Annotated in this window: 16 protein-coding genes; 11 read left to right on the top strand and 5 right to left on the bottom strand. The window is 66.1% G+C overall.

Going from position 1 to position 19,489, the window contains the following annotated elements; translation table 11 throughout:
- Positions 1-49 precede the first annotated feature (49 nt).
- From nuoK to A6W98_RS15415, 7 genes are read left to right on the top strand one after another with little or no spacing between them, the layout of a single operon-like run.
- Positions 50-355, top strand: coding sequence for an NADH-quinone oxidoreductase subunit NuoK (gene nuoK / locus A6W98_RS15445; RefSeq protein WP_042462923.1), 306 nt, complete (start codon positions 50-52; stop codon positions 353-355).
- 6 nt (positions 356-361) lie between these two features.
- Entirely contained in the window at positions 362-2,407 is a 2,046-nt protein-coding gene (gene nuoL, locus A6W98_RS15440; RefSeq protein ID WP_042462921.1) for an NADH-quinone oxidoreductase subunit L, read from the top strand.
- Positions 2,407-3,948, top strand: coding sequence for an NADH-quinone oxidoreductase subunit M (locus A6W98_RS15435; protein ID WP_042462919.1), 1,542 nt, complete (start codon positions 2,407-2,409; stop codon positions 3,946-3,948). Before nuoL ends, A6W98_RS15435 begins: the two co-directional genes overlap by 1 nt.
- Positions 3,949-3,958: 10 nt before the next feature.
- Complete coding sequence (gene nuoN, locus A6W98_RS15430; RefSeq protein WP_042462918.1) at positions 3,959-5,401, top strand: NADH-quinone oxidoreductase subunit NuoN; 1,443 nt, start codon at positions 3,959-3,961, stop codon at positions 5,399-5,401.
- Positions 5,391-6,155 carry a biotin--[acetyl-CoA-carboxylase] ligase gene (locus tag A6W98_RS15425; protein ID WP_042462916.1) on the top strand — a complete coding sequence of 255 codons (765 nt, stop codon included), beginning with the start codon at positions 5,391-5,393 and terminating at the stop codon, positions 6,153-6,155. Before nuoN ends, A6W98_RS15425 begins: the two co-directional genes overlap by 11 nt.
- 14 nt (positions 6,156-6,169) lie before the next feature.
- Positions 6,170-6,949: a type III pantothenate kinase gene (locus A6W98_RS15420; protein WP_042462914.1), complete on the top strand. Its 780-nt coding sequence runs from the start codon at positions 6,170-6,172 to the stop codon at positions 6,947-6,949.
- Positions 6,946-8,616 (top strand): ribonuclease J, encoded by a 1,671-nt coding sequence (locus A6W98_RS15415; RefSeq protein ID WP_042462911.1) that lies wholly within the window; start codon positions 6,946-6,948, stop codon positions 8,614-8,616. Before A6W98_RS15420 ends, A6W98_RS15415 begins: the two co-directional genes overlap by 4 nt.
- A 124-nt stretch (positions 8,617-8,740) precedes the next feature.
- Here A6W98_RS15415 and A6W98_RS15410 read toward each other — a convergent pair whose 3' ends face one another.
- Entirely contained in the window at positions 8,741-10,270 is a 1,530-nt protein-coding gene (locus tag A6W98_RS15410) for a DEAD/DEAH box helicase (RefSeq protein WP_042462909.1), read from the bottom strand.
- Positions 10,271-10,427: 157 nt separating this feature from the next.
- Positions 10,428-11,018, bottom strand: a complete 591-nt coding sequence (locus A6W98_RS15405) for an exopolysaccharide biosynthesis protein (protein ID WP_042462906.1) — start codon at positions 11,016-11,018, stop codon at positions 10,428-10,430.
- A 260-nt stretch (positions 11,019-11,278) separates the two neighbouring features.
- Between A6W98_RS15405 and A6W98_RS15400 the strand changes: the two genes are divergently transcribed.
- Both A6W98_RS15400 and A6W98_RS15395 read left to right on the top strand, forming a co-directional pair.
- Positions 11,279-12,634, top strand: a complete 1,356-nt coding sequence (locus A6W98_RS15400; protein WP_042462903.1) for an esterase-like activity of phytase family protein — start codon at positions 11,279-11,281, stop codon at positions 12,632-12,634.
- Positions 12,635-12,937: 303 nt separating this feature from the next.
- Positions 12,938-13,930 (top strand): lactate/malate family dehydrogenase, encoded by a 993-nt coding sequence (locus A6W98_RS15395; protein ID WP_042462900.1) that lies wholly within the window; start codon positions 12,938-12,940, stop codon positions 13,928-13,930.
- Positions 13,931-14,011: 81 nt separating this feature from the next.
- On the opposite strand, the gene A6W98_RS15390 is transcribed toward A6W98_RS15395, so the two are convergent.
- The 3 genes from A6W98_RS15390 to A6W98_RS15380 are packed head-to-tail and all read right to left on the bottom strand — an operon-like array spanning position 14,012 to position 17,836.
- Positions 14,012-15,622 carry a peptide chain release factor 3 gene (locus A6W98_RS15390; protein WP_042462897.1) on the bottom strand — a complete coding sequence of 537 codons (1,611 nt, stop codon included), beginning with the start codon at positions 15,620-15,622 and terminating at the stop codon, positions 14,012-14,014.
- 54 nt (positions 15,623-15,676) lie between these two features.
- Complete coding sequence (locus A6W98_RS15385) at positions 15,677-16,945, bottom strand: pentapeptide repeat-containing protein (RefSeq protein ID WP_052678090.1); 1,269 nt, start codon at positions 16,943-16,945, stop codon at positions 15,677-15,679.
- A 60-nt stretch (positions 16,946-17,005) separates the two neighbouring features.
- Positions 17,006-17,836: a universal stress protein gene (locus A6W98_RS15380; protein ID WP_042462894.1), complete on the bottom strand. Its 831-nt coding sequence runs from the start codon at positions 17,834-17,836 to the stop codon at positions 17,006-17,008.
- A 158-nt stretch (positions 17,837-17,994) separates the two neighbouring features.
- Between A6W98_RS15380 and A6W98_RS15375 the strand changes: the two genes are divergently transcribed.
- Positions 17,995-18,627 carry a ParA family protein gene (locus A6W98_RS15375; protein WP_042462891.1) on the top strand — a complete coding sequence of 211 codons (633 nt, stop codon included), beginning with the start codon at positions 17,995-17,997 and terminating at the stop codon, positions 18,625-18,627.
- A 79-nt stretch (positions 18,628-18,706) separates the two neighbouring features.
- A complete protein-coding gene (locus tag A6W98_RS15370) occupies positions 18,707-19,486 on the top strand; it encodes an SDR family oxidoreductase (protein ID WP_042462888.1) in 780 nt (259 codons plus the stop codon).
- Positions 19,487-19,489: the final 3 nt, after the last annotated feature.

The raw sequence follows: 19,489 nt of genomic DNA, 5'->3' as shown, positions 1-19,489 counted from the left end.
CAACCCCGGAACGCAAGGGACTAGCGGGCGGACGGCCCGGAGGAACGGAATGATCGGACTGGAACATTACCTGACGGTGGCCGCGGCGTTGTTCGTCATCGCCATCTTCGGGATCTTCGTGAACCGCAAGAACGTGATCGTCATCCTGATGTCGATCGAGCTGATGCTCTTGTCGGTCAATATCAACCTTGTCGCCTTCTCGGCCTATCTGGGCGATCTGGTCGGCCAGATCTTCACCATGTTCGTGCTGACCGTCGCTGCTGCCGAAGCCGCCATCGGGCTTGCCATCCTGGTTTGCTTCTACCGCAACCGCGGGTCGATCGCGGTCGACGATGTCAACGTGATGAAAGGCTAGGGGCTCATGGAAAAGATCATCCTCTTCGCCCCGCTGATCGGCGCGCTTCTGTGCGGCTTCGGCTACCGGATGTTCGGCGAGAAGGCCGCGATGTGGATCACCACGGCGATGGTGTTCCTGTCGATGCTGTTCTCCTGGGTCGTGTTCACGGGCTTCGACGGCGAGATGCGCCAGGTCGAGATCTTCCGCTGGATCGACAGCGGCAGCCTGGTGGCCGACTGGTCGATCCGGATCGACCGGCTGACCGCGATCATGCTGATCGTGGTGACGACGGTCTCGGCCTTCGTCCATCTCTACAGCTTCGGCTACATGGCGCATGATCCCGAATGGCGCGAGGGCGAAAGCTACAAGCCGCGCTTCTTCGCCTATCTGTCCTTCTTCACCTTCACCATGCTGGCGCTGGTGACGGCCGACAACCTCGTGCAGCTGTTCTTCGGCTGGGAGGGCGTGGGCGTCGCCTCCTACCTCTTGATCGGGTTCTATTACCGCAAGCCCTCGGCCAATGCCGCGGCGATCAAGGCCTTCGTGGTCAACCGGGTCGGCGATTTCGGCTTCCTGCTGGCGATGGCCTCGCTGTTCTTCCTGCTCGACAGCGTCAGCTTCGACGACATCTTCGACAAGGCGCCCGAGCTGGCGACGACCCAGCTCAGCTTCCTGAGCGGCAGCTGGAGCGCGGCCAATGTGGTGGGCGTGCTGCTCTTCATCGGCGCGATGGGGAAATCGGCGCAGCTTTTCCTGCATACCTGGCTGCCCGACGCGATGGAGGGGCCGACCCCGGTCTCGGCGCTGATCCACGCCGCGACCATGGTCACGGCCGGGGTGTTCCTCGTCTGCCGGATGTCGCCGGTGCTGGAATTCGCACCCGATGCCAAGGCGATGATCGTCTTCATCGGCGCGCTGACCGCCTTCTTCGCGGCGACCATCGGTCTTGTGCAGAACGACATCAAGCGGGTGATCGCCTATTCGACCTGTTCGCAGCTGGGCTACATGTTCGTGGCCGCGGGCGTCGGCGTCTATTCGGCGGCGATGTTCCACCTGCTGACCCATGCCTTCTTCAAGGCGCTGCTGTTCCTCGGGGCGGGCTCGGTCATCCATGCCATGCATCACGAGCAGGACATGCGGAACTATGGCGGTCTGAGGACCAAGATCCCCTATACCTTCGGTGCGATGATGATCGGGACGCTGGCGATCACCGGTGTCGGCATTCCGCTGACCCATATCGGCTTTGCAGGGTTCCTCTCGAAGGATGCCATCATCGAGAGCGCCTGGGGCGGCGGTGCCAACCTGGCCTTCTGGATGCTCGTGATCGCGGCGGCCTTCACCAGCTTCTATTCCTGGCGGCTGATCTTCCTGACCTTCTTCGGCAAGGCGCGGGGCGACAAGCATGCGCATGAGCATGCCCATGAAAGCCCCTGGACCATGCTGGTTCCGCTGGGTGTGCTGAGCGTCGGCGCGGTGCTGGCGGGGATGCTGTGGTACGGCGACTTCTTCGGCGACCATGACAAGGTGAACCGGTTCTACGGCGTGCCCTCGCATGAGGTCGCTGCCGCGGCCGGCGAACATGGCGGGACCGCCGCCGAGGGTGCGGCCGCGCTGCCGGGGCAGGGGGCGATCTATACCGCGCCCGACAACCACGCGATGGAAAATGCGCATGAGGCGCCGAAATGGGTCAAGGCCTCGCCCTTCCTGGCGATGCTGGGAGGCTTCGCCGTGGCCTGGCTGTTCTATATCAGCTCGCCCGAGCTTCCGGCCCGGACCGCGCGCGCGGCCCGTCCGCTCTACCTGTTCCTGCTGAACAAGTGGTATTTCGACGAGCTTTATGACGCGATCATCGTCCAGCCCGCGCGCAATATCGGCCGGGCGCTCTGGAAAGGAGGCGATGGCGGCATCATCGATGGCGGCATCAACGGGGTGGCGATGGGCATCGTGCCCTTCTTCACCCGCCTCGCGGGCCGACTGCAGTCGGGCTACGTCTATCACTATGCCTTCGCCATGGTCATCGGCATCGCCGTGCTCGTCACCTGGATGGCGCTGACCGGGGGAGCCCAGTAATGGACAACCTGCTTTCCATCATCACCTTCACCCCGCTGATCGCGGCGCTGATCCTGGGCGTGTTCCTCAAGGGCGACAGCGCCTCGGACCAGGCCAATGCGAAATGGGTGGCGCTGATCGCGACGACGGCGACCTTCCTGATCTCGCTCTTCGTGCTGTTCCAGTTCGAGCCCTCGGACCCCGGCTTCCAGTTCGTCGAGGATCGTTCGTGGCTCTTGGGTCTGCGCTACAAGATGGGCGTCGACGGCATCTCGGTCCTGTTCGTGATGCTGACCACCTTCCTGATGCCGATCACCATCGGTGCCTGCTGGACGGTGACCTACCGGGTCAAGGAATACATGATCGCCTTCCTGGTGCTCGAGACGCTGATGCTCGGCGTGTTCTGCGCGCTGGATCTGGTGCTGTTCTACCTGTTCTTCGAAGGCGGCCTGATCCCGATGTTCCTGATCATCGGCATCTGGGGCGGCAAGGACCGGATCTACGCCACCTTCAAGTTCTTCCTCTACACCTTCCTCGGCTCGGTGCTGATGCTGGTGGCGATGCTGGCGATGTATATCGATGCCGGCACCACCGACATCCCGACCCTGCTGACGCATCAGTTCAGCGCGGGCGACATCGTGATCGGCGGCAAGACCGTGGTCGGCGGCATGCAGACCTTCCTGTGGCTGGCCTTCTTCGCCTCCTTCGCGGTCAAGATGCCGATGTGGCCGGTCCATACCTGGCTGCCCGACGCCCACGTGCAGGCGCCGACGGCGGGTTCGGTGGTGCTGGCGGCGATCATGCTGAAGATGGGGGGCTACGGCTTCCTGCGCTTCAGCCTGCCGATGTTCCCGGTGGCCTCGGATATCTGGGCGCCGCTGGTCTTCTGGCTCTCGGCCATCGCCATCGTCTACACCTCGCTGGTGGCCCTGGCGCAGAAGGACATGAAGAAGCTGATCGCCTATTCCTCGGTCGCCCATATGGGCTACGTGACCATCGGGATCTTCGCGGCGAACCGGCAGGGCCTCGACGGGGCGATCTTCCAGATGCTGAGCCACGGCTTCGTCTCGGGCGCGCTGTTCCTCTGCGTCGGCGTCATCTATGACCGGATGCATACCCGCGAGATCGAGGCCTATGGCGGGCTCGTGAACCGGATGCCGGCCTATGCGCTGATCTTCATGCTGTTCACCATGGCCAATGTCGGCCTGCCGGGCACCAGCGGCTTCATCGGCGAGTTCCTGACGCTGGCGGGCATCTTCCAGGTCAATACCTGGGTGGCGGCGGTCGCGGCGACCGGCGTGATCCTGTCGGCATCCTATGCGCTCTGGCTCTATCGCCGGGTGGTCTTCGGCGACCTGATCAAGGAATCGCTCCGGACCATCAGCGACATGAACCTGCGCGAGCGGGCGATCTTCGCGCCGCTGGTGGCGATGACCCTGCTTCTGGGCGTCTATCCGGCTTTGGTGACCGACATCATCGGGCCCTCGGTCGAGGCGCTTATTTCGAACTACCAGACGGCACTGGCCGAGACCCCGGTCTCGACCCAGCTGGCCGGAAACTGAGGGGAACGAGATGATCTCTGACGATCTTTCCGTCGTCCTGCCGGAAATCATCCTTTCGGTCTACGCGATGCTGGCACTGGTCGGGGCCGTCTATACCGGCAAGGACAGGGCGGCACCTGTGCTGGTCTGGACCACCTCGGCGCTGATGCTGGCGCTGGCGGTCTGGATCGGCGTGACCGCCGGGCCGACCGAAACCGCCTTCGGCGGCGCGCTGATCGATGACGGCTTCGCGCGCTTTGCCAAGGTGGTGGTGCTGGCCTCTGCTGCACTCGTGATGCTGATGAGCCAGGACTACATGCGGCGCCAGAAGACGCTGCTGTTCGAATTCCCGGTACTGATCACGCTGGGTGTCGTCGGCATGATGCTGATGGTCTCGGCGGGCGATCTGATGATGCTCTACATGGGGCTCGAGCTGCAGTCGCTGGCGCTTTACGTCGTCGCCGCGATCCGGCGCGACAATGTCCGCTCGACCGAGGCGGGGCTGAAATACTTCGTGCTGGGCGCGCTGTCCTCGGGGCTTCTGCTTTACGGCGCCTCGCTGACCTACGGCTATGCCGGGACCACGCTGTTCTCGGGCATCCTCGCCTCGATCGGCGACGGCCAGATCGGCGTCGGGCTTCTGTTCGGGCTGGTCTTCATGATCACCGGGCTGGCCTTCAAGATCTCGGCGGTGCCCTTCCACATGTGGACGCCGGACGTCTACGAGGGCGCGCCGACGCCGGTGACCGCCTTCTTTGCGACGGCGCCGAAGATGGCCGCCATCGCGCTGTTCGCGCGGGTGCTGTTCGACGCCTTCGGCACGGTCACCGGCGACTGGGGGCAGGTGCTGGCGGTGCTGGCGCTGCTGTCGATGTTCCTCGGCGCCTTTGCCGGGATCGGCCAGCGCAACTTCAAGCGGCTGATGGCCTATTCCTCGATCGCGCATATGGGCTTTGCGCTGATGGGGCTGGTTGCGGGCACCGCGCTCGGCGTGCAGGCGATGCTGGTCTACATGGCGATCTATGTCACCATGAGCATCGGCACCTTCGCCTTCATCATGGGCATGGAGAAGGACGGCCAGCCGGTCACCGACATCCGCAGCCTGAACATGTATGCCTCCTCCGAGCCGCTGAAGGCGCTGGCGCTGATGATGCTGATGTTCAGCCTCGCGGGCGTGCCGCCCTTCGTGGGCTTCTTCGGCAAGTTCTACGTCATCAGGGCGGCGGTCGATGCGGGCTATGTCTGGCTGGCGGTGGCGGGCGTGATCGCCTCGGTTATCTCGGCCTTCTACTACCTGCGCATCGTCTTCTACATGTATTTCGGCGAAGAGGGCGACCGCAGGCTGGACGGGTCGATGCCGCCGGTATTGTGGGGCATCATGATGGTCGCCTCCTTCGCGATGATCCTCGGCGTCGTGAACCTGTTCGGCGTCGAGGGGCTTGCGCTCGCTGCGGCCCAGACCCTTGTCAACTGAGGGCGAGGGCTGGCACTGGCCGGCCGGACATGACCTGATCCTGCTCGATGAGGTCGACAGCACCATGGCCGAGGCGCGCCGACGGCGCGACCTCGACCGCCCGACCTGGATCGTCGCCCGCCGTCAGACGGCGGGCGTCGGCCGTCGGGGCCGGGCCTGGGGGGCCCCGGGGGGCAATCTGGCGGCGACGCTTGTCTTCGCGCCGGGATGTCCGCCCGCGACCGCGGCGCTTTATTCCTTCGTGACCTCCTTCGCGCTTTACGCCACCTGCCTGGCCTATCTCGACGACCGCGACGCGATCACGCTGAAATGGCCCAATGACGTGTTGCTGAACGGCGGCAAGCTGGCCGGCATCCTGCTTGAATCCGAGGGCACGATGACCGGGGTCGGGCGGCTGGCGATCGGGCTCGGGGTCAATCTCAACGCCTTGCCCGAGGCGGCGATGATCGAGCCCCGCGCCCTGATGCCCGCGACCCTGGCCGAAGAGATCGGAGAGCCCGTCGATCCGCTTGAATTCCTCGCCTTCTTCGCCGAGCATTTCGACCATCAGGACCGGTTCTTCCGCGAGAACGGCTTCGGGCCGCTGCGATCGGCCTGGCTTGAGCGGGCGGCGCGTCTTGGCGATACCATCACCGCGCGCATGGGCGCCGAGGAAGTCTCGGGGCGGTTCCTGACGGTGGACGAGGACGGTCAGCTTGTCATAGAGACGCCGGGCGGCCGACGTGCGATTGCCGCTGCGGACGTGTTCTTCTGACCGGGGGGATCCCCATGCTTCTCTGCATCGATTGCGGCAATACCAATACGGTCTTCTCGCTCTGGGACGGCACGCGGTTTCTCTGCACGCTGCGCACCGCCACCGAACACACGCGCACCGCCGATCAGTATTACGTCTGGTTCTCGACCCTGCTCGACCGCTACGGCATCGAGCCCGAGATCGCGGATGTGATCATCTCGTCGACGGTGCCGCGGGTGGTGTTCAATCTGCGGGTCTTCACCGACCGGTTCTTCGGGCTGCGGCCGCTGGTGGTGGGCAAGCCCGAATGCCTGCTGCCGCATGAGGCGCGGGTCGATCTGGGCACCAATGTCGGCCCCGACCGGCTGGTCAATACGGCCGGCGCCTTCGACCGGCATGGCGGCGATCTGATCCTGGTCGATTTCGGGACAGCGACCACCTTCGACGTGGTCGCCCATGACGGCGCCTATGTCGGCGGCGTGATCGCGCCCGGGGTCAATCTCAGCCTCGAGGCGCTGCACATGGCGGCCGCGGCGCTGCCGCATGTGGACGTGACCCAGCCGACGCGGGTGATCGGAACCAACACCATCACCTGCATGCAATCGGGCGTCTTCTGGGGCTATATCGGGCTGGTGCGCGAGATCTGCGGCCGGATCCGGGCCGAATACGACCGGCCGATGCGGATTATCGGCACCGGGGGGCTTGCGCCGCTCTTCGCGCAGGGCGATGTCCTGTTCGACCGGATCGAGGACGATCTGACCATGCACGGGCTGACAGTGATCCACGCCTATAACAAGGAAAACGGGGCGACATGAGCAAGAACAGACTGATCTACCTTCCTCTCGGCGGCGCCGGGGAAATCGGCATGAACGCCTATGTCTACGGCTATGGCGCTCCGGGGAAGGAGCGTCTGATCCTCGTCGACCTGGGCGTGACCTTTCCCAACATGGAGACGAGCCCCGGCGTCGATCTGATCTTCGCCGACATGGCCTGGCTCGAGGAACGTCGCGACCGGCTCGAGGCGATCTTCATCACCCATGCCCATGAGGACCATGTCGGCGCTTTGGGCCATCTCTGGCCGCGGCTCAAGGCCCCGGTCTATGCCCGGCCCTTCACCGGTACCCTCGCCCGGCTGAAGATGGAGGATCAGGGCCAGGACCCCGAAACCGTGCGTTTCGTCGAGCCCTGGCCAAACCGGATCGAGGCGGGCCCGTTCCAGGTGTCCTATCTGCCGGTCTCGCATTCGATTCCGGAAAGCTCGGGGCTGGTGATCGACACGCCGGTCGGGCGGATCGTCCATACCGGCGATTTCAAGCTCGACCGCACGCCCATCGTCGGCGACCCGTTCGACCCCGTTCTCTGGGGCGAGGTCGCGGCCGAGGGGGTCAAGGTCCTGACCTGCGATTCCACCAATGTCTTCTCGCCCAATCCGGGCCGCTCGGAAACCACGGTGGGGCCGGCGATCCGCCAGCTGGTCGAGCGCGCCGAGGGCATGGTGGTGGCCACCACCTTCGCCTCGAACATCGCGCGGCTGAAGACGCTGGCCGAGGCCGGGCGCGATGCGGGCCGGTCGGTCTGCCTGCTGGGCCGGGCGATGCGCCGGATGGTCGAGGCGGGTATCGAAAGCGGCGTGCTGACCGATTTTCCCAAGGTCGTCAGCCCCGAGGAGGCCTCCGATCTTCCCCGCGACAAGGTGATGCTGATCGTGACCGGCAGCCAGGGCGAACGGCGCGCGGCCTCGGCCCAGCTTTCGCGTGGCAAGTATATGGGCCTGACGCTGGCGGCGGGCGATCTGTTCCTGTTCTCGTCGAAGACCATTCCCGGAAACGAGCGCGAGGTGATCCGCATCATCAACGCGCTGTCCGAGATGGGCGTGGATGTGGTGTCGGACGATACCGATCTCTACCATGTCTCGGGGCATGCCAACCGGCCGGACCTGTCGCGCATCCATACTCTGATGAAGCCCGATATGGTGGTGCCGATGCATGGCGAACACCGTCACCTGCGCGAACATGTCAAGCTGGCCGCCGAGAACGGCCTGCCGGCCGTGGTGGCGGTCAACGGGACCATGCTCGACCTGACCGGCGAACGGCCGCAACCGGCCGAGTTCATCGAGACCGGCCGGACCTATCTCGACGGGGCGGTGCAGATCGGTGCGCTGGACGGGATCGTGCGCGACCGTATCCGGATGGCGCTGAGGGGGCTCGTGGTCGTGACCGCGATCCTCGACGAGGAGGATGAACCGCTGGGCGAGCCCTGGGTCGATCTCAGCGGCCTGCCCGAGACCGGGCGGTCGCGCGCGGCGCTGTCGGAGGTGATCGAAGAGGATCTCGACCAGTTCCTGCGCCGGGCCGATGACAAGACCCTGGCCGATGACGACAAGCTCGAGGAAGCGATGCGCAGGATCGTGCGCCAGACCGCCCAGGGTGAGATCGGCAAGAAGCCCGAGGTGGTCGTGGTGATCAGCCGGCTCAGCGCCTGAGGCGGGGAGGGCGCCGCTAGGGCGCCCCTTTCCGTTTCCCGCACATCAAAAAGGCGCCTGCGCGGCGCCTTTTTTCGTGTCCGGGTCCGCCGCGCCTGTCGGCGCGGCGATGTCCGTCAGGACGTCATTCGGCGTCCTGTTCCACCGGTTCATCGGCCGTAGCCGGTTCGGCCTCGGTCCGGGGCTTGAACGAGCGCAGCAGGAAAGCCGGCATGTGATCGCCCATCCCCACCACCGGCTCGTCGCGATGGCCGCGGCCGCCGCTGCGGCGCGGGCTCTGGTGACGGGTCTGCGGCTTGTTGCGGTCCTGGCTTTCGCTACGCTCGGTCCGTTCCGACCGTTCGGGGCGACGCTCGTTCCGCGGCGGCCGGGCGCTCTCGCGCGGTTCCTCGCTGCGTTCCGGACTGGCCGGGGCGGCCTGGACTTCCGGGGCGGCTGCGGCCTCGGCATCGCCCTCATGGCGCTTGTTGCGGCGCGAGCGGTTGCCCCGATCCTCGCCGCCGCTCTTGAGCGGGCTCTCGACGCGCGGGATCTTCTTCTCGACCAGATCCTCGATCGCGGTCAGCCATTTCTCGTCATAGGGGACGCAGATCGTCAGCGCCTTGCCATCGCGGCCGGCACGGCCGGTCCGGCCGATCCGGTGTACGTAATCCTCGGCATGAGAGGGCACGTCATAGTTAAAGACATGGCTCACCGCGGGCACGTCGAGGCCGCGCGCGGCCACATCCGAGGCGATCAGGAAGCGCAGCTTGCCATCGCGGAAGGATTCCAGCGTCCGGGTCCGCTGCGACTGGTCGAGATCGCCATGGATCGGCGCCGCGTCATAGCCATGGGCCTTGAGCGACTTGGCGACGATGTCAACCTCGGTCTTGCGGTTGCAGAAGATGATGGCGTTCTTGCAGCCCTCGCCCTCGCGTTCGATCAGGGCCCGCAGCAATTCGCGCTTTTCCTTGGCCTGCCGGTCCTTGCGCGAGGCGGTGTAGCAGATCACCGCCTGCTCGATGTTCTCGGCGGCGCTGGCGCGGCGGGCGACCTCGATCTTGGCCGGGGCCGACAGGAAGGTGTTGGTCACGCGCTCGATCTCGGGGGCCATGGTGGCCGAGAAGAACAGCGTTTGCCGGGTGAAGGGGGTCAGCTGGAAGATGCGCTCGATATCGGGGATGAAGCCCATGTCGAGCATCCGGTCGGCCTCGTCCACCACCATGATCTGGACGCCGGTCAAAAGCAGCTTGCCGCGCTCGAAATGGTCGAGCAGGCGGCCGGGCGTCGCGATCAGGACGTCGACGCCCTTGTCGATCAGCGCGTCCTGTTCCTTGAAGCTGACGCCGCCGATCAACAGCGCCTTGGTCAGCTTGGTCTTCTTGGCGTAGATATCGAAATTCTCGGCGCATTGCGCGGCAAGCTCGCGGGTCGGTGCCAGCACCAGGCTGCGCGGCATCCGGGCCCGGGCACGGCCGCGGCCGAGCAGGGTGATCATCGGCAGCACGAAGCTGGCGGTCTTGCCGGTGCCGGTCTGGGCGATGCCCAGAACGTCGCGGCCTTCGAGCGCGGGCGGAATGGCCCCGGCCTGGATCGGGGTCGGCGCGGTGTAGCCTGCGTCGGAGACGGCGGATAGAACCTTGGGGTCGAGCCCCAGTTCGGCAAAAGTTGTCATGTAAGTCCTTGGCTCAGTTGCGGCATCATGGCCGCACCTGTCGCACGCGGCCTAGACCGGCCGTATTGCCGGTCAGATCCTATTTCGCGGCTCGATAGAGGAAACCGGCGCTTTCGTCAAGGTGAAGGGCAGGCGATGCCCGCAATGGTGCGGCAGCTCAGGTGAAGACACGCCATATGAAGATGATCTCGGGGCCCATGAGCGCATAGGCCAGGGCGGCGACCAGCCCGTCCCGGGTCGAGAGCGCGAGCCCCAGCATCAGCACATGCAGCGACAGCACGAAGGGCAGGCCCGGGATGAAGCCCAGCAGGAAGATCAGCACGCCCGTTCCGATCAGGATCAGCGCGATCAGCCGGGTCGCGATCCGGCCCTCGATCAGCGCGACCAGCCGCGGTGTCAGCAGTGGCCGCAGCCAGAGCGCGGCGGGCTGGGCGCGGGCGACCGACACCGCCAGCACATGGCCCGAGATATGCACGCGCCGCAGCCTTGCGGGCAGCCAGAGCGTGGTCTCGCCGGTCATCATCCGCCCGCCGATCAGAATCATGAAGATCGCCACAACCCCGGGCAGGCCGGGAAGCATTCCGACCGGCAGGATCAGGAAGGCCGACAGCATCACCAGCAGCGGCCCGAAGCCGCGCGCGCCCAGGGCCTCGACGAGATCCGCGATGCTGATCCGGTCATTGGCCAGCGCCAGCGCCGCCAGGTCCTCCAGCAGGCTCGAAATGATCCAGTCGTCTTGGGAATTCATCGGCAGGTCGGCAGGAGGAAGAAAGGGGCGCGCGTCATTCCGGGATGTCCTGGCTGTCCCCTGTTGATTGCTGCAAGGCCGCGATCTTTCATGGATATCGCGGCAGGCTGCCGTGTCGAGGATGTCGCGGCGCGCTGCCGGAAATCAAGGGGCCGCGACATTCGGACGTGGTTTCATAGAACTTACACCGGCTGGATTCATGGCTGTCACAAGGCAAGGGTAGGGCAGCGGCGACTGTAACATCCATTCGGGACTCCCCCATGAAAAACAGCATGTTCCTGCTTTCCGCAGCCGCCTTGACCCTGGCGGCGCCGGCCTTCGCCGAAGACGTCTTTCCGGCGAAACTTGCAGGCCACGCCGTCCTGCCGGCGATGACCATGGTCGCGCCGCCCGCCGATGCGCCGCGCGATGCCTGGATTTCGGGCAAGTTCACCGGGGGCGCCCGGAACATGGTGCCGATGTCGGCGATGGGCGATACCGGCGGGCTGCACGGGCATCGCGAGACCGGCATCGCGCTGCCGTTCATCGGTCAGCCGCTGCAGGGCTTTTCGGGCTTCGCGATGGCGCGTGCCGAGGATGGCTCGGTCTATGCGCTGACCGATAACGGCTTCGGCTCGAAGGCCAACAGCCCCGATGCGATGCTGTTCTTCCACCGCATCCTGCCCGATTTCGGGACCGGCAAGGTGGACGTCAAGGAAACCGTCTTCCTGCGCGACCCCGGTTTCAAGGTGCCCTTCCGCATCGCCTATGAGGGCAGCGAGGGCCGCTATCTGACCGGCGCCGATTTCGATCTGGAAAGCATCCAGCTGGTCGACGGCTCGCTCTGGATCGGCGAGGAATTCGGTCCCTATCTGCTGAATGTCTCGCTCGACGGCGTGGTGCTGGGCGTCTACCCGACGATGGCCGATGGCAAGGAGCTGCGCGGCCCCGACAACCCGGCCGTCTCGGCGACCTCGCTGCCCGGCCGCGACTGGAAGTCGCAGCGCTCGGGCGGCTACGAGGGCATGGCGCTTCAGCCCGGCACCGGCACGCTCTGGGCGATGCTGGAAAAGCCGATCCTCGGCGATGACGGCAAGACCGAGGGCGACTTCCTGCGGGTGATGGCCTTCGACACGGCTGCGAAGGAATGGACCGGCGAGATGTTCCGGTTCGCGCTCGACGAGGCTGCGACGGCGATCGGCGATTTCAACTTCATCGACGACACCCATGCGCTGGTGATCGAGCGCGACAATGGCGAGGGCGATCCCAGCCTGAAATGCGACGGCGAGGCGGCGCCCGACTGCTTCCCGGAACCCGCGATGCACAAGTGGATCGTGCTGATCGACACCTCGGATGTCGATGCCGAGGGCTATGTCCGCCGGATCGGTCATATCGACCTGATGGATATCGCCGATCCCGACGGGGTGGCGCGTCTTCAAACCGACGCGGCGCGCGATCTGTCGGGTCGGTTCACCTTCCCCTTCTTCACCATCGAGGATGTGATGCGGGTGGACGACACCCATATCCTGGTCGCCAATGACAACAACCTGCCCTTCTCCTCGGGCCGCAAGCTGGATGCCGCGGCCGATAACGAGGTGATCCTGCTGGAGGTGCCCGAGCTTCTCTCGGCGCAGTGACGGCTTCCGCCTCACATTGACAAAAGGACGGCGCGGGGGGCCCCTCGCGCCGTTCTTATCTCCGGCAGAAGAGGTGGCGGCATTATCCGCCTGTTGTCTTTTCCATTTCGGCCGCTGCCCAAACCTGATTTAGCTCCGGACAGCTCCCGTGCGGGCTCCGGCGCCGAGGCCCCCTGCGGCCAGCGGCCTGACCGATGCCACGCAGCCTCCGTCCGCCCCGGCCCGGTGCGAGAGCGGCCCTCGGACGTTTCTGCCTCCAGCGGGGCTGTCCGGCGGCCGTCTGGAAGATGCAAGGAGAAGAGAATGCATACCAACAAGCTCGTGGTCGTCGGGGCAGGGCATGTCGGGTCCTATGTCCTGGCCGATGCCATGAAGATCGGCCTCTTTGCCGAGATCGGGGTCATCGACATTCTGGGGAACGTCGCCTTCGGCGAGGCGCTTGACCAGGCGCAGGCGACGGCTCTGCCCTACATGAGCAATATCAAGGTCACCTCGGGCGGCTATGAGCAATGTGCCGACGCCGATGTGATCGTCGTGGCCGCGGGGCCCAGTGTCATTCGCGACCCCGAAAACCCCAAAGCCGAGCCCGACCGTACCCTGCTGACCACCACCAATTGCAAGGTGATCCGCGAGGTGATGGCGGGCATCGTCAAGCACACGACCGAGGCCATCGTCATCCTGATCACCAACCCGCTCGACACCATGGTCTACATCGCCGAGAACGAGTTCGGCTATCCGCGCGGGCGGGTCTTCGGAACCGGGACGATGCTCGACTCGGCACGGCTGCGCAAGGTCGTCGCCGATGCCTATGGGATCGACCCGAAATCGGTCACCGGCTTCATGATGGGCGAACATGGCAGCACCGCCTTCCCGGTCCTCAGCCATGTCAATGTCGCGGGCATCCCCTTCGCCGAGCTCGACCGCCATTTCGAGGCCCTGGGCGACATCCGTTCCCCCGAGACGGTCAAGGCCCGGGTGATCAGCGCCGCCTATGACGTCTTCAACGGCAAGGGCTGGACCAATGCGGGCGTCGCCCAGTCGGCGGTGACGATGGCGCGCGCCGTTCTGCTCGACGAACGCAGCGTCTTTCCTGCCTGCACCACCCTGCGCGGGCAGTACGGCCATGACGGCGACGTGGCGCTGAGCATGCCCTGCCTGCTGGGCCGCGAAGGGATCGTGAAACAGCTTCCGGTCGGACTGAATGCCTGGGAGGCAGAGAAGCTTGCCGAGAGCATCGCCTTCATCCAGGCGACCATGCGCGATGCCGGAACCGGGCCTGACAAGGCCGTCGCCTGACGCGCGCGCGGTCCGGGCGGAAGCGCTCCGGGTCGCCGCAAAGGCAAAGGCGGGCGCACCCTGCCGCCCGCCATTCCGAAATCAGCCGGTCTGCATTTCCTTGGTCGCGGACAGCGTCAGTTCGGGATGGTCGCGCAGCACGCGGTCGATGTCCCATTGCAGCCGCGTCATGTAGACCACGTCGCCGTCATTGTCGGTGGCCATGTGCTGCTTGTTCTTCTGAACGAAGCCGTCCACGTCGGCCTTCTCGCCATGGACCCAGCGGGCCGAGGTGAATTGCGAGGGCTCGAAGCGCACCGGCAGGCCGTATTCCAGCTCGATCCGGCTGGCCAGCACCTCGAATTGCAGCGCGCCGACGACGCCGACGATGAAGCCCGAGCCCACCATCGGCTTGAAGACCTTGGCCGCGCCCTCCTCGGCGAATTGCATCAGGGCCTTGTCGAGATGCTTGGCCTTCATCGGATCGCCCGCCCGGCAGTTCTTCAGCAGCTCCGGCGCGAAGGAAGGAATGCCCGTGACCTTCAGCGCCTCGCCCTCGGTCAGCGTGTCGCCGATGCGCAACTGTCCGTGGTTCGGGATGCCGATGATGTCGCCCGCCCAGGCCTCCTCGGCCAGTTCGCGGTCGGCGGCCAGGAACAGCACCGGGCTCGACACCGTGATCGGTTTCTTCGAGCGCACATGGGTCAGCTTCATGCCCCGCTGGAAATGCCCCGAGGCCAGCCGCACGAAGGCTACCCGGTCGCGGTGCTTGGGGTCCATGTTGGCCTGCACCTTGAACACGAAGCCCGCGACCTTGGGTTCCTCGGGCGCGATCTGGCGCGACTCGGCCGGCTGGATCTGCGGCTCGGGGCCATAATTGGCGATGCCGTCCATCAGCTCCTTGACGCCGAACGAGTTGATCGCCGAGCCGAACCAGATCGGCGTCATCTGGCCTTCCAGCACCGCCTGCGGGTCGAGCGCGGGCAGAAGCTCCTTCGCCATCTCGACCTCCTCGATCAGCTTCTCGCGCAGATCCTGGGGCACATGCTCGGCCAGTTTCGGATCGTCGAGCCCCTCGATCTTGATCGACTCGGCCACCTTGTTGCGGTCAGCCCGGTCCATCAGCTCGAGCCGGTTCCTGAGCATGTCGTAGCAGCCCAGAAACTCGCGCCCGACCCCGATCGGCCAGGAGGCGGGCGTGACATGGATCGCCAGCATCTCCTGGATCTCGTCGATGATCTCGAAGGTGTCGCGGCTTTCGCGGTCCATCTTGTTGCAGAAGGTCAGGATCGGCAGATCGCGCAGCCGGCAGACCTCGAACAGCTTGCGGGTCTGGCTTTCCACCCCCTTGGCGCCGTCAATCACCATCACCGCGGCATCGACCGCGGTCAGGGTGCGGTAGGTGTCCTCGGAAAAGTCGCTGTGACCAGGCGTGTCGACCAGATTGAAGCGGAAGCGTTCATAGTCGAAGGACATCGCCGAGGCCGAGACGGAAATGCCGCGGTCCTGCTCCATCTTCATGAAGTCCGAGCGCGTCCGCCGCGCCTCGCCCTTGGCGCGCACCTGCCCGGCCATCTGGATCGCGCCACCGTAAAGCAGGAACTTCTCGGTCAGCGTGGTCTTGCCCGCATCGGGGTGCGAGATGATGGCAAAGGTGCGCCTCCGGGCAATTTCCGGCGGCAGGGCGGGGCGGTTCGACGGGGCATCCAGCATGGCCGCGGATATAGGTCAGGCGCGGAGCCCGCGCAATCGCCATCGGTGCGGCGTTCAGGGGCCGCGGCGCCCTTCCACGATCAGGCGGATGGTCGAGGCGCCGATCACACCAGCCGCAATCGGGGCGCCCAGATTGACCGGGATGCCGAAGCAGCCAAACAGGCCCGAGCAGGCGCCGATGAGCCCGATCTTCCAGAAGTTGCCATAGGTGCCGGTGTCGTTGTCTAGATACCGGACCGCGAGGTCGATCTTCCCGGCGATGTCGATCAGGATTTCCTTGATCCGCCTGGCCTCTTCGGGCGTCACTTTCTGGTCGGGCTCTGCGACCGGAATGGCCTCATGCAGCCTTTGAACCGCGATCAGCGTTTCGTTCAGGAAGTTGAGCTTGGCATTGTAGTCTGAAAGGGCCTCGGCGTCGTTGGGGATGGCGGTCATGCGGTGTGCCGCGATCTCGTTCTGAATCTGTCCGGCGATATACTCGGCAAGGACTGCTGTCTCGGGGTAGCTGGCCTGTAGCGCATGTCTGAGTTCGGCAACCGGGCGTTCTTGAACCTTGGCCCGGATCGAGGGCGAACTGGATGCGGCGGCAGAACTGTCGTCCCCTTTAACGCCGTGGCTGTGAGGCCCCGGCGGTTCCGGATCGGGCCAATGCGCCGGATGATGCAGGCCGTCGGGCAGGATCGTTCCGGTATCGCCTTCCATGGTGTCGAGCTGAGCTTGTGTCAGCGCCCGGGTCTGCGACAAATTCGTATACTCGGGCGTGCCGACATCTTTTATACCCACGCCCGAGGATACGATTCGAACATCCGCCTCCCCGAGGTTCGCCCCCTCGAGATCCGCCCCCCCGAGGTCCGCCCCCCCGAGGTTCGCCCCCCTGAGGTTCGCCTCCCTGAGGTTCGCCCTCCTGAGGTTCGCCCCCCCGAGGTTCGCCTCCCTGAGGTCCGCCCCCCTGAGGTTCGCCCCCCAGAGGTTCGCCCTCCAGAGGTTCGTCCCCCAGAGGTTCGCCCTCCAGAGGTCTGCCTCCCCGAGGTTCGCCCCCCAGATGTCCGCCGCCCCGAGGTTCGCCTCCCTGAGGTTCGCCCCCACGAGGCTCGCCTCCCTGAGGTCCGCCACCCTGAGGTCCGCCTCCCCGAGGTCCGCCCCCCTGAGGTCCGCTCGCAAAAGCGGAATGCGGCCCTCTTCAAGCTTCCTAGAACTCTCGAACGCCGCCCGGATATCCATCCCGGACAGATCCGGAATGAACGCATCGCGCTCCCGCTTCCGCCGTGCGTTCCACGCCGCGACGCCTTCCAGCAGCCAGTACAGATGTAGGGGATTGCCCATGGCCCGTCTCCTCCGTCCGGGCGGAGCCTAGATCGGCCCCGCCGAGGCGTAAAGCGAGCGCTAGCGCGCGATCAACAGGTCGCAGGGCGGGTGGCGCATCAGGTCATTGGCCAGCGAGCCCAGGATCGAGGGCGCGTCGCCCGCGCGGCCATGGGCGCCCAAGACCAGAAGGTCGGGGGCATGGTCCTCGATCTCGCGGTTCAGCACGACATGGGCCGCGCCCTCGACGATGTCGATCTCGGCCAGCCTTTCGGGCAGGTCGGCATCGCTGCGCCATTCGGCCAGGCGCATCTCGGCGCTGCGCCGGAACGGGGCGATGGCGATCGAGCTGCCATGCGGCGCGACGAAGCCGCGATAGGGGATGTGCAGCGCATGCACGCCATGGATCGTGGCCTCGGGCGCGAGATCTGCCGCGATCTTGACGGCGGCGGTCGAGGCCGGGGCGAAGTCGAGCGCGGCCAGCAGCGCGGCATAGTCGTGATCGACCGGATCGCGGACCAGCAGGACCGGGCGCGCGGCATGGCGGACGATCCGCTCCATCGTGGTTTCGCGGATCAGGTCGAGGAAGGGCCGGTCGCGATGCAGGCCCAGCACGATCAGCGCGGCGTCGATCTCCTCGGCCAGAAGCGGGATCGCGGCGCTCGGATCGCCGGTCAGGATGCGGGTGTCGTGCCGGACCTCGGCCGAATGCGGGATCGAGGCGGCGAAGCGGGCAAGCCGGGTCTCGGCGGCTTCGGCCAGCGGACGGGCCACGTCCTCGGGCAGGTCGCTGTCGATCACTGCGGCCAGAAGGATGTCGGCCCCTGTCCAGCTTGCCAGGCGAAAGGCCCGGTTCACGGCGCGGTCGGCACGGGGGCTGAGATCGGTTGCTACCAGGAACGTGGCGGTCATGTCGGTCTCCCTCGGATATATCCGGTCAAGGTCGGGGCGCGGAGGGGGGCTTTCAAGGGCGACATATTGTTAGTATGTATATACATTGCATAGCGAATGTCATGATTGGTTAAAGAAGGCCTCGGGCGGAACCGGCCCCGGGCAGAGGGTGGGGAAGAATGAAGACGGTCCTGATCGCCAATCCCAAGGGCGGCTGCGGCAAGACGACGATTGCGGTCACGCTGGCCGCGGCTCTGGCCGATGGCGGCTGGAAGGTGGCGCTGGCCGATGCCGACCCGCAGAAATCGGCGCTTCGCTGGCTCCGGCGGCGGCCCGCGGCGGCCTCGGCGATCCGCGGCCTCGACTGGTCGGGCGGTCGCGGGGCCGGAAAGCCGGGCAAGGGGATCGGCTGGCTGATCGTCGATGCGCCGGGGGCGCTGCCGGATGCGGCCGCGGCCGGGCTGGTGGACGAGGCGCGCGCGGTGGTGGTGCCGGTGCTTCCTTCTGTCTTCGATGCCGAGGCGACCCGGCGGTTCCTGAGCGAGATCGCCGAGTTCAAGCGCATCCGGAAAGGCAAGGTCGAGGTCGATCTGGTGGCGAACCGGGTCCGGGCGCGCGGGCGCGACGCGGCCTGGATCCGGGACATGGCCGAGCGGGTCGGGCAGGCGCCGGTGGCGGAAATCTCGGACCGTGTGGCCTATGGCGATCTTGCCGAGCAGGGGCTGACGGTGTTCGACCGGCCGCAGCGCGCCTATGCGCCGCTTCGGGCGCAATGGACCCCGCTGCTGGCGGCGCTGACCTCCCGGGGATGAGGCGCGGCCCCGATGGCATGACTTCCGTCCCCTCCGGCGGGCTGGTAAGCCGGAGGGGAAACGCGACAGGGAGGCTTTCATGGATCTTGGTCTTGCGGGCAAACGGGCGCTGGTCTGCGCCGCGTCGAAAGGGTTGGGGCGGGGTTGTGCCGAGGCTTTGGCCGAAGCCGGTGTCGATCTCGTCATCAATGCCCGCGGCGCCGAGGCGCTTCTGGCCACGTCCGAGGAGATCCGCCGCGCTCATGGCGTTGCGGTCACGCCGGTCGCCGCCGATATCGTCTCGGAAGAGGGCCGCGCGACGGTGCTGGAGGCCGCGGGGCAGGTCGATATCCTCGTCACCAATGCCGGCGGTCCGCCGCCGGGCCTGTGGTCGGACTGGGAACGCGATGATTTCATCGCGGCGCTCGACGCCAACATGCTGACGCCCATTGCGCTGATGAAGGCGCTGCTGCCGGGGATGATCGAGCGCGGCTGGGGGCGGGTCGTCAACATCACCAGCCAGTCGGTGAAGGCGCCGATCCCGGTGCTGGGGCTGTCGAATTCCGCCCGCGCCGGGCTGACCGGCTATGTCGCGGGCACCGCGCGTCAGGTGGCGCCGCATGGCGTGACCATCAACAACCTTCTGCCCGGCATCCACGCCACCGACCGGGCGGTCGCGCTCGATCGCGGCGTGGCCGAGGCCGAGGGGATTGCGCTGGCCGAGGCCCGGACCCGGCGCGAGGCCACGATCCCGGCCCGGCGCTACGGCACGCCCGGGGAATTCGGCGCGGCCTGTGCGTTCCTGTGCTCGCGTCAGGCCGGGTTCATCGTCGGCCAGAACATCCTCCTGGATGGCGGGGCGACCAACGCCACGCTCTGAGCG

Origin of the sequence: Rhodovulum sulfidophilum DSM 1374 (genome assembly GCF_001633165.1) — a bacterium.
GTDB lineage: Bacteria > Pseudomonadota > Alphaproteobacteria > Rhodobacterales > Rhodobacteraceae > Rhodovulum > Rhodovulum sulfidophilum.
This window is presented reverse-complemented; position numbering and strand designations above follow the sequence as displayed.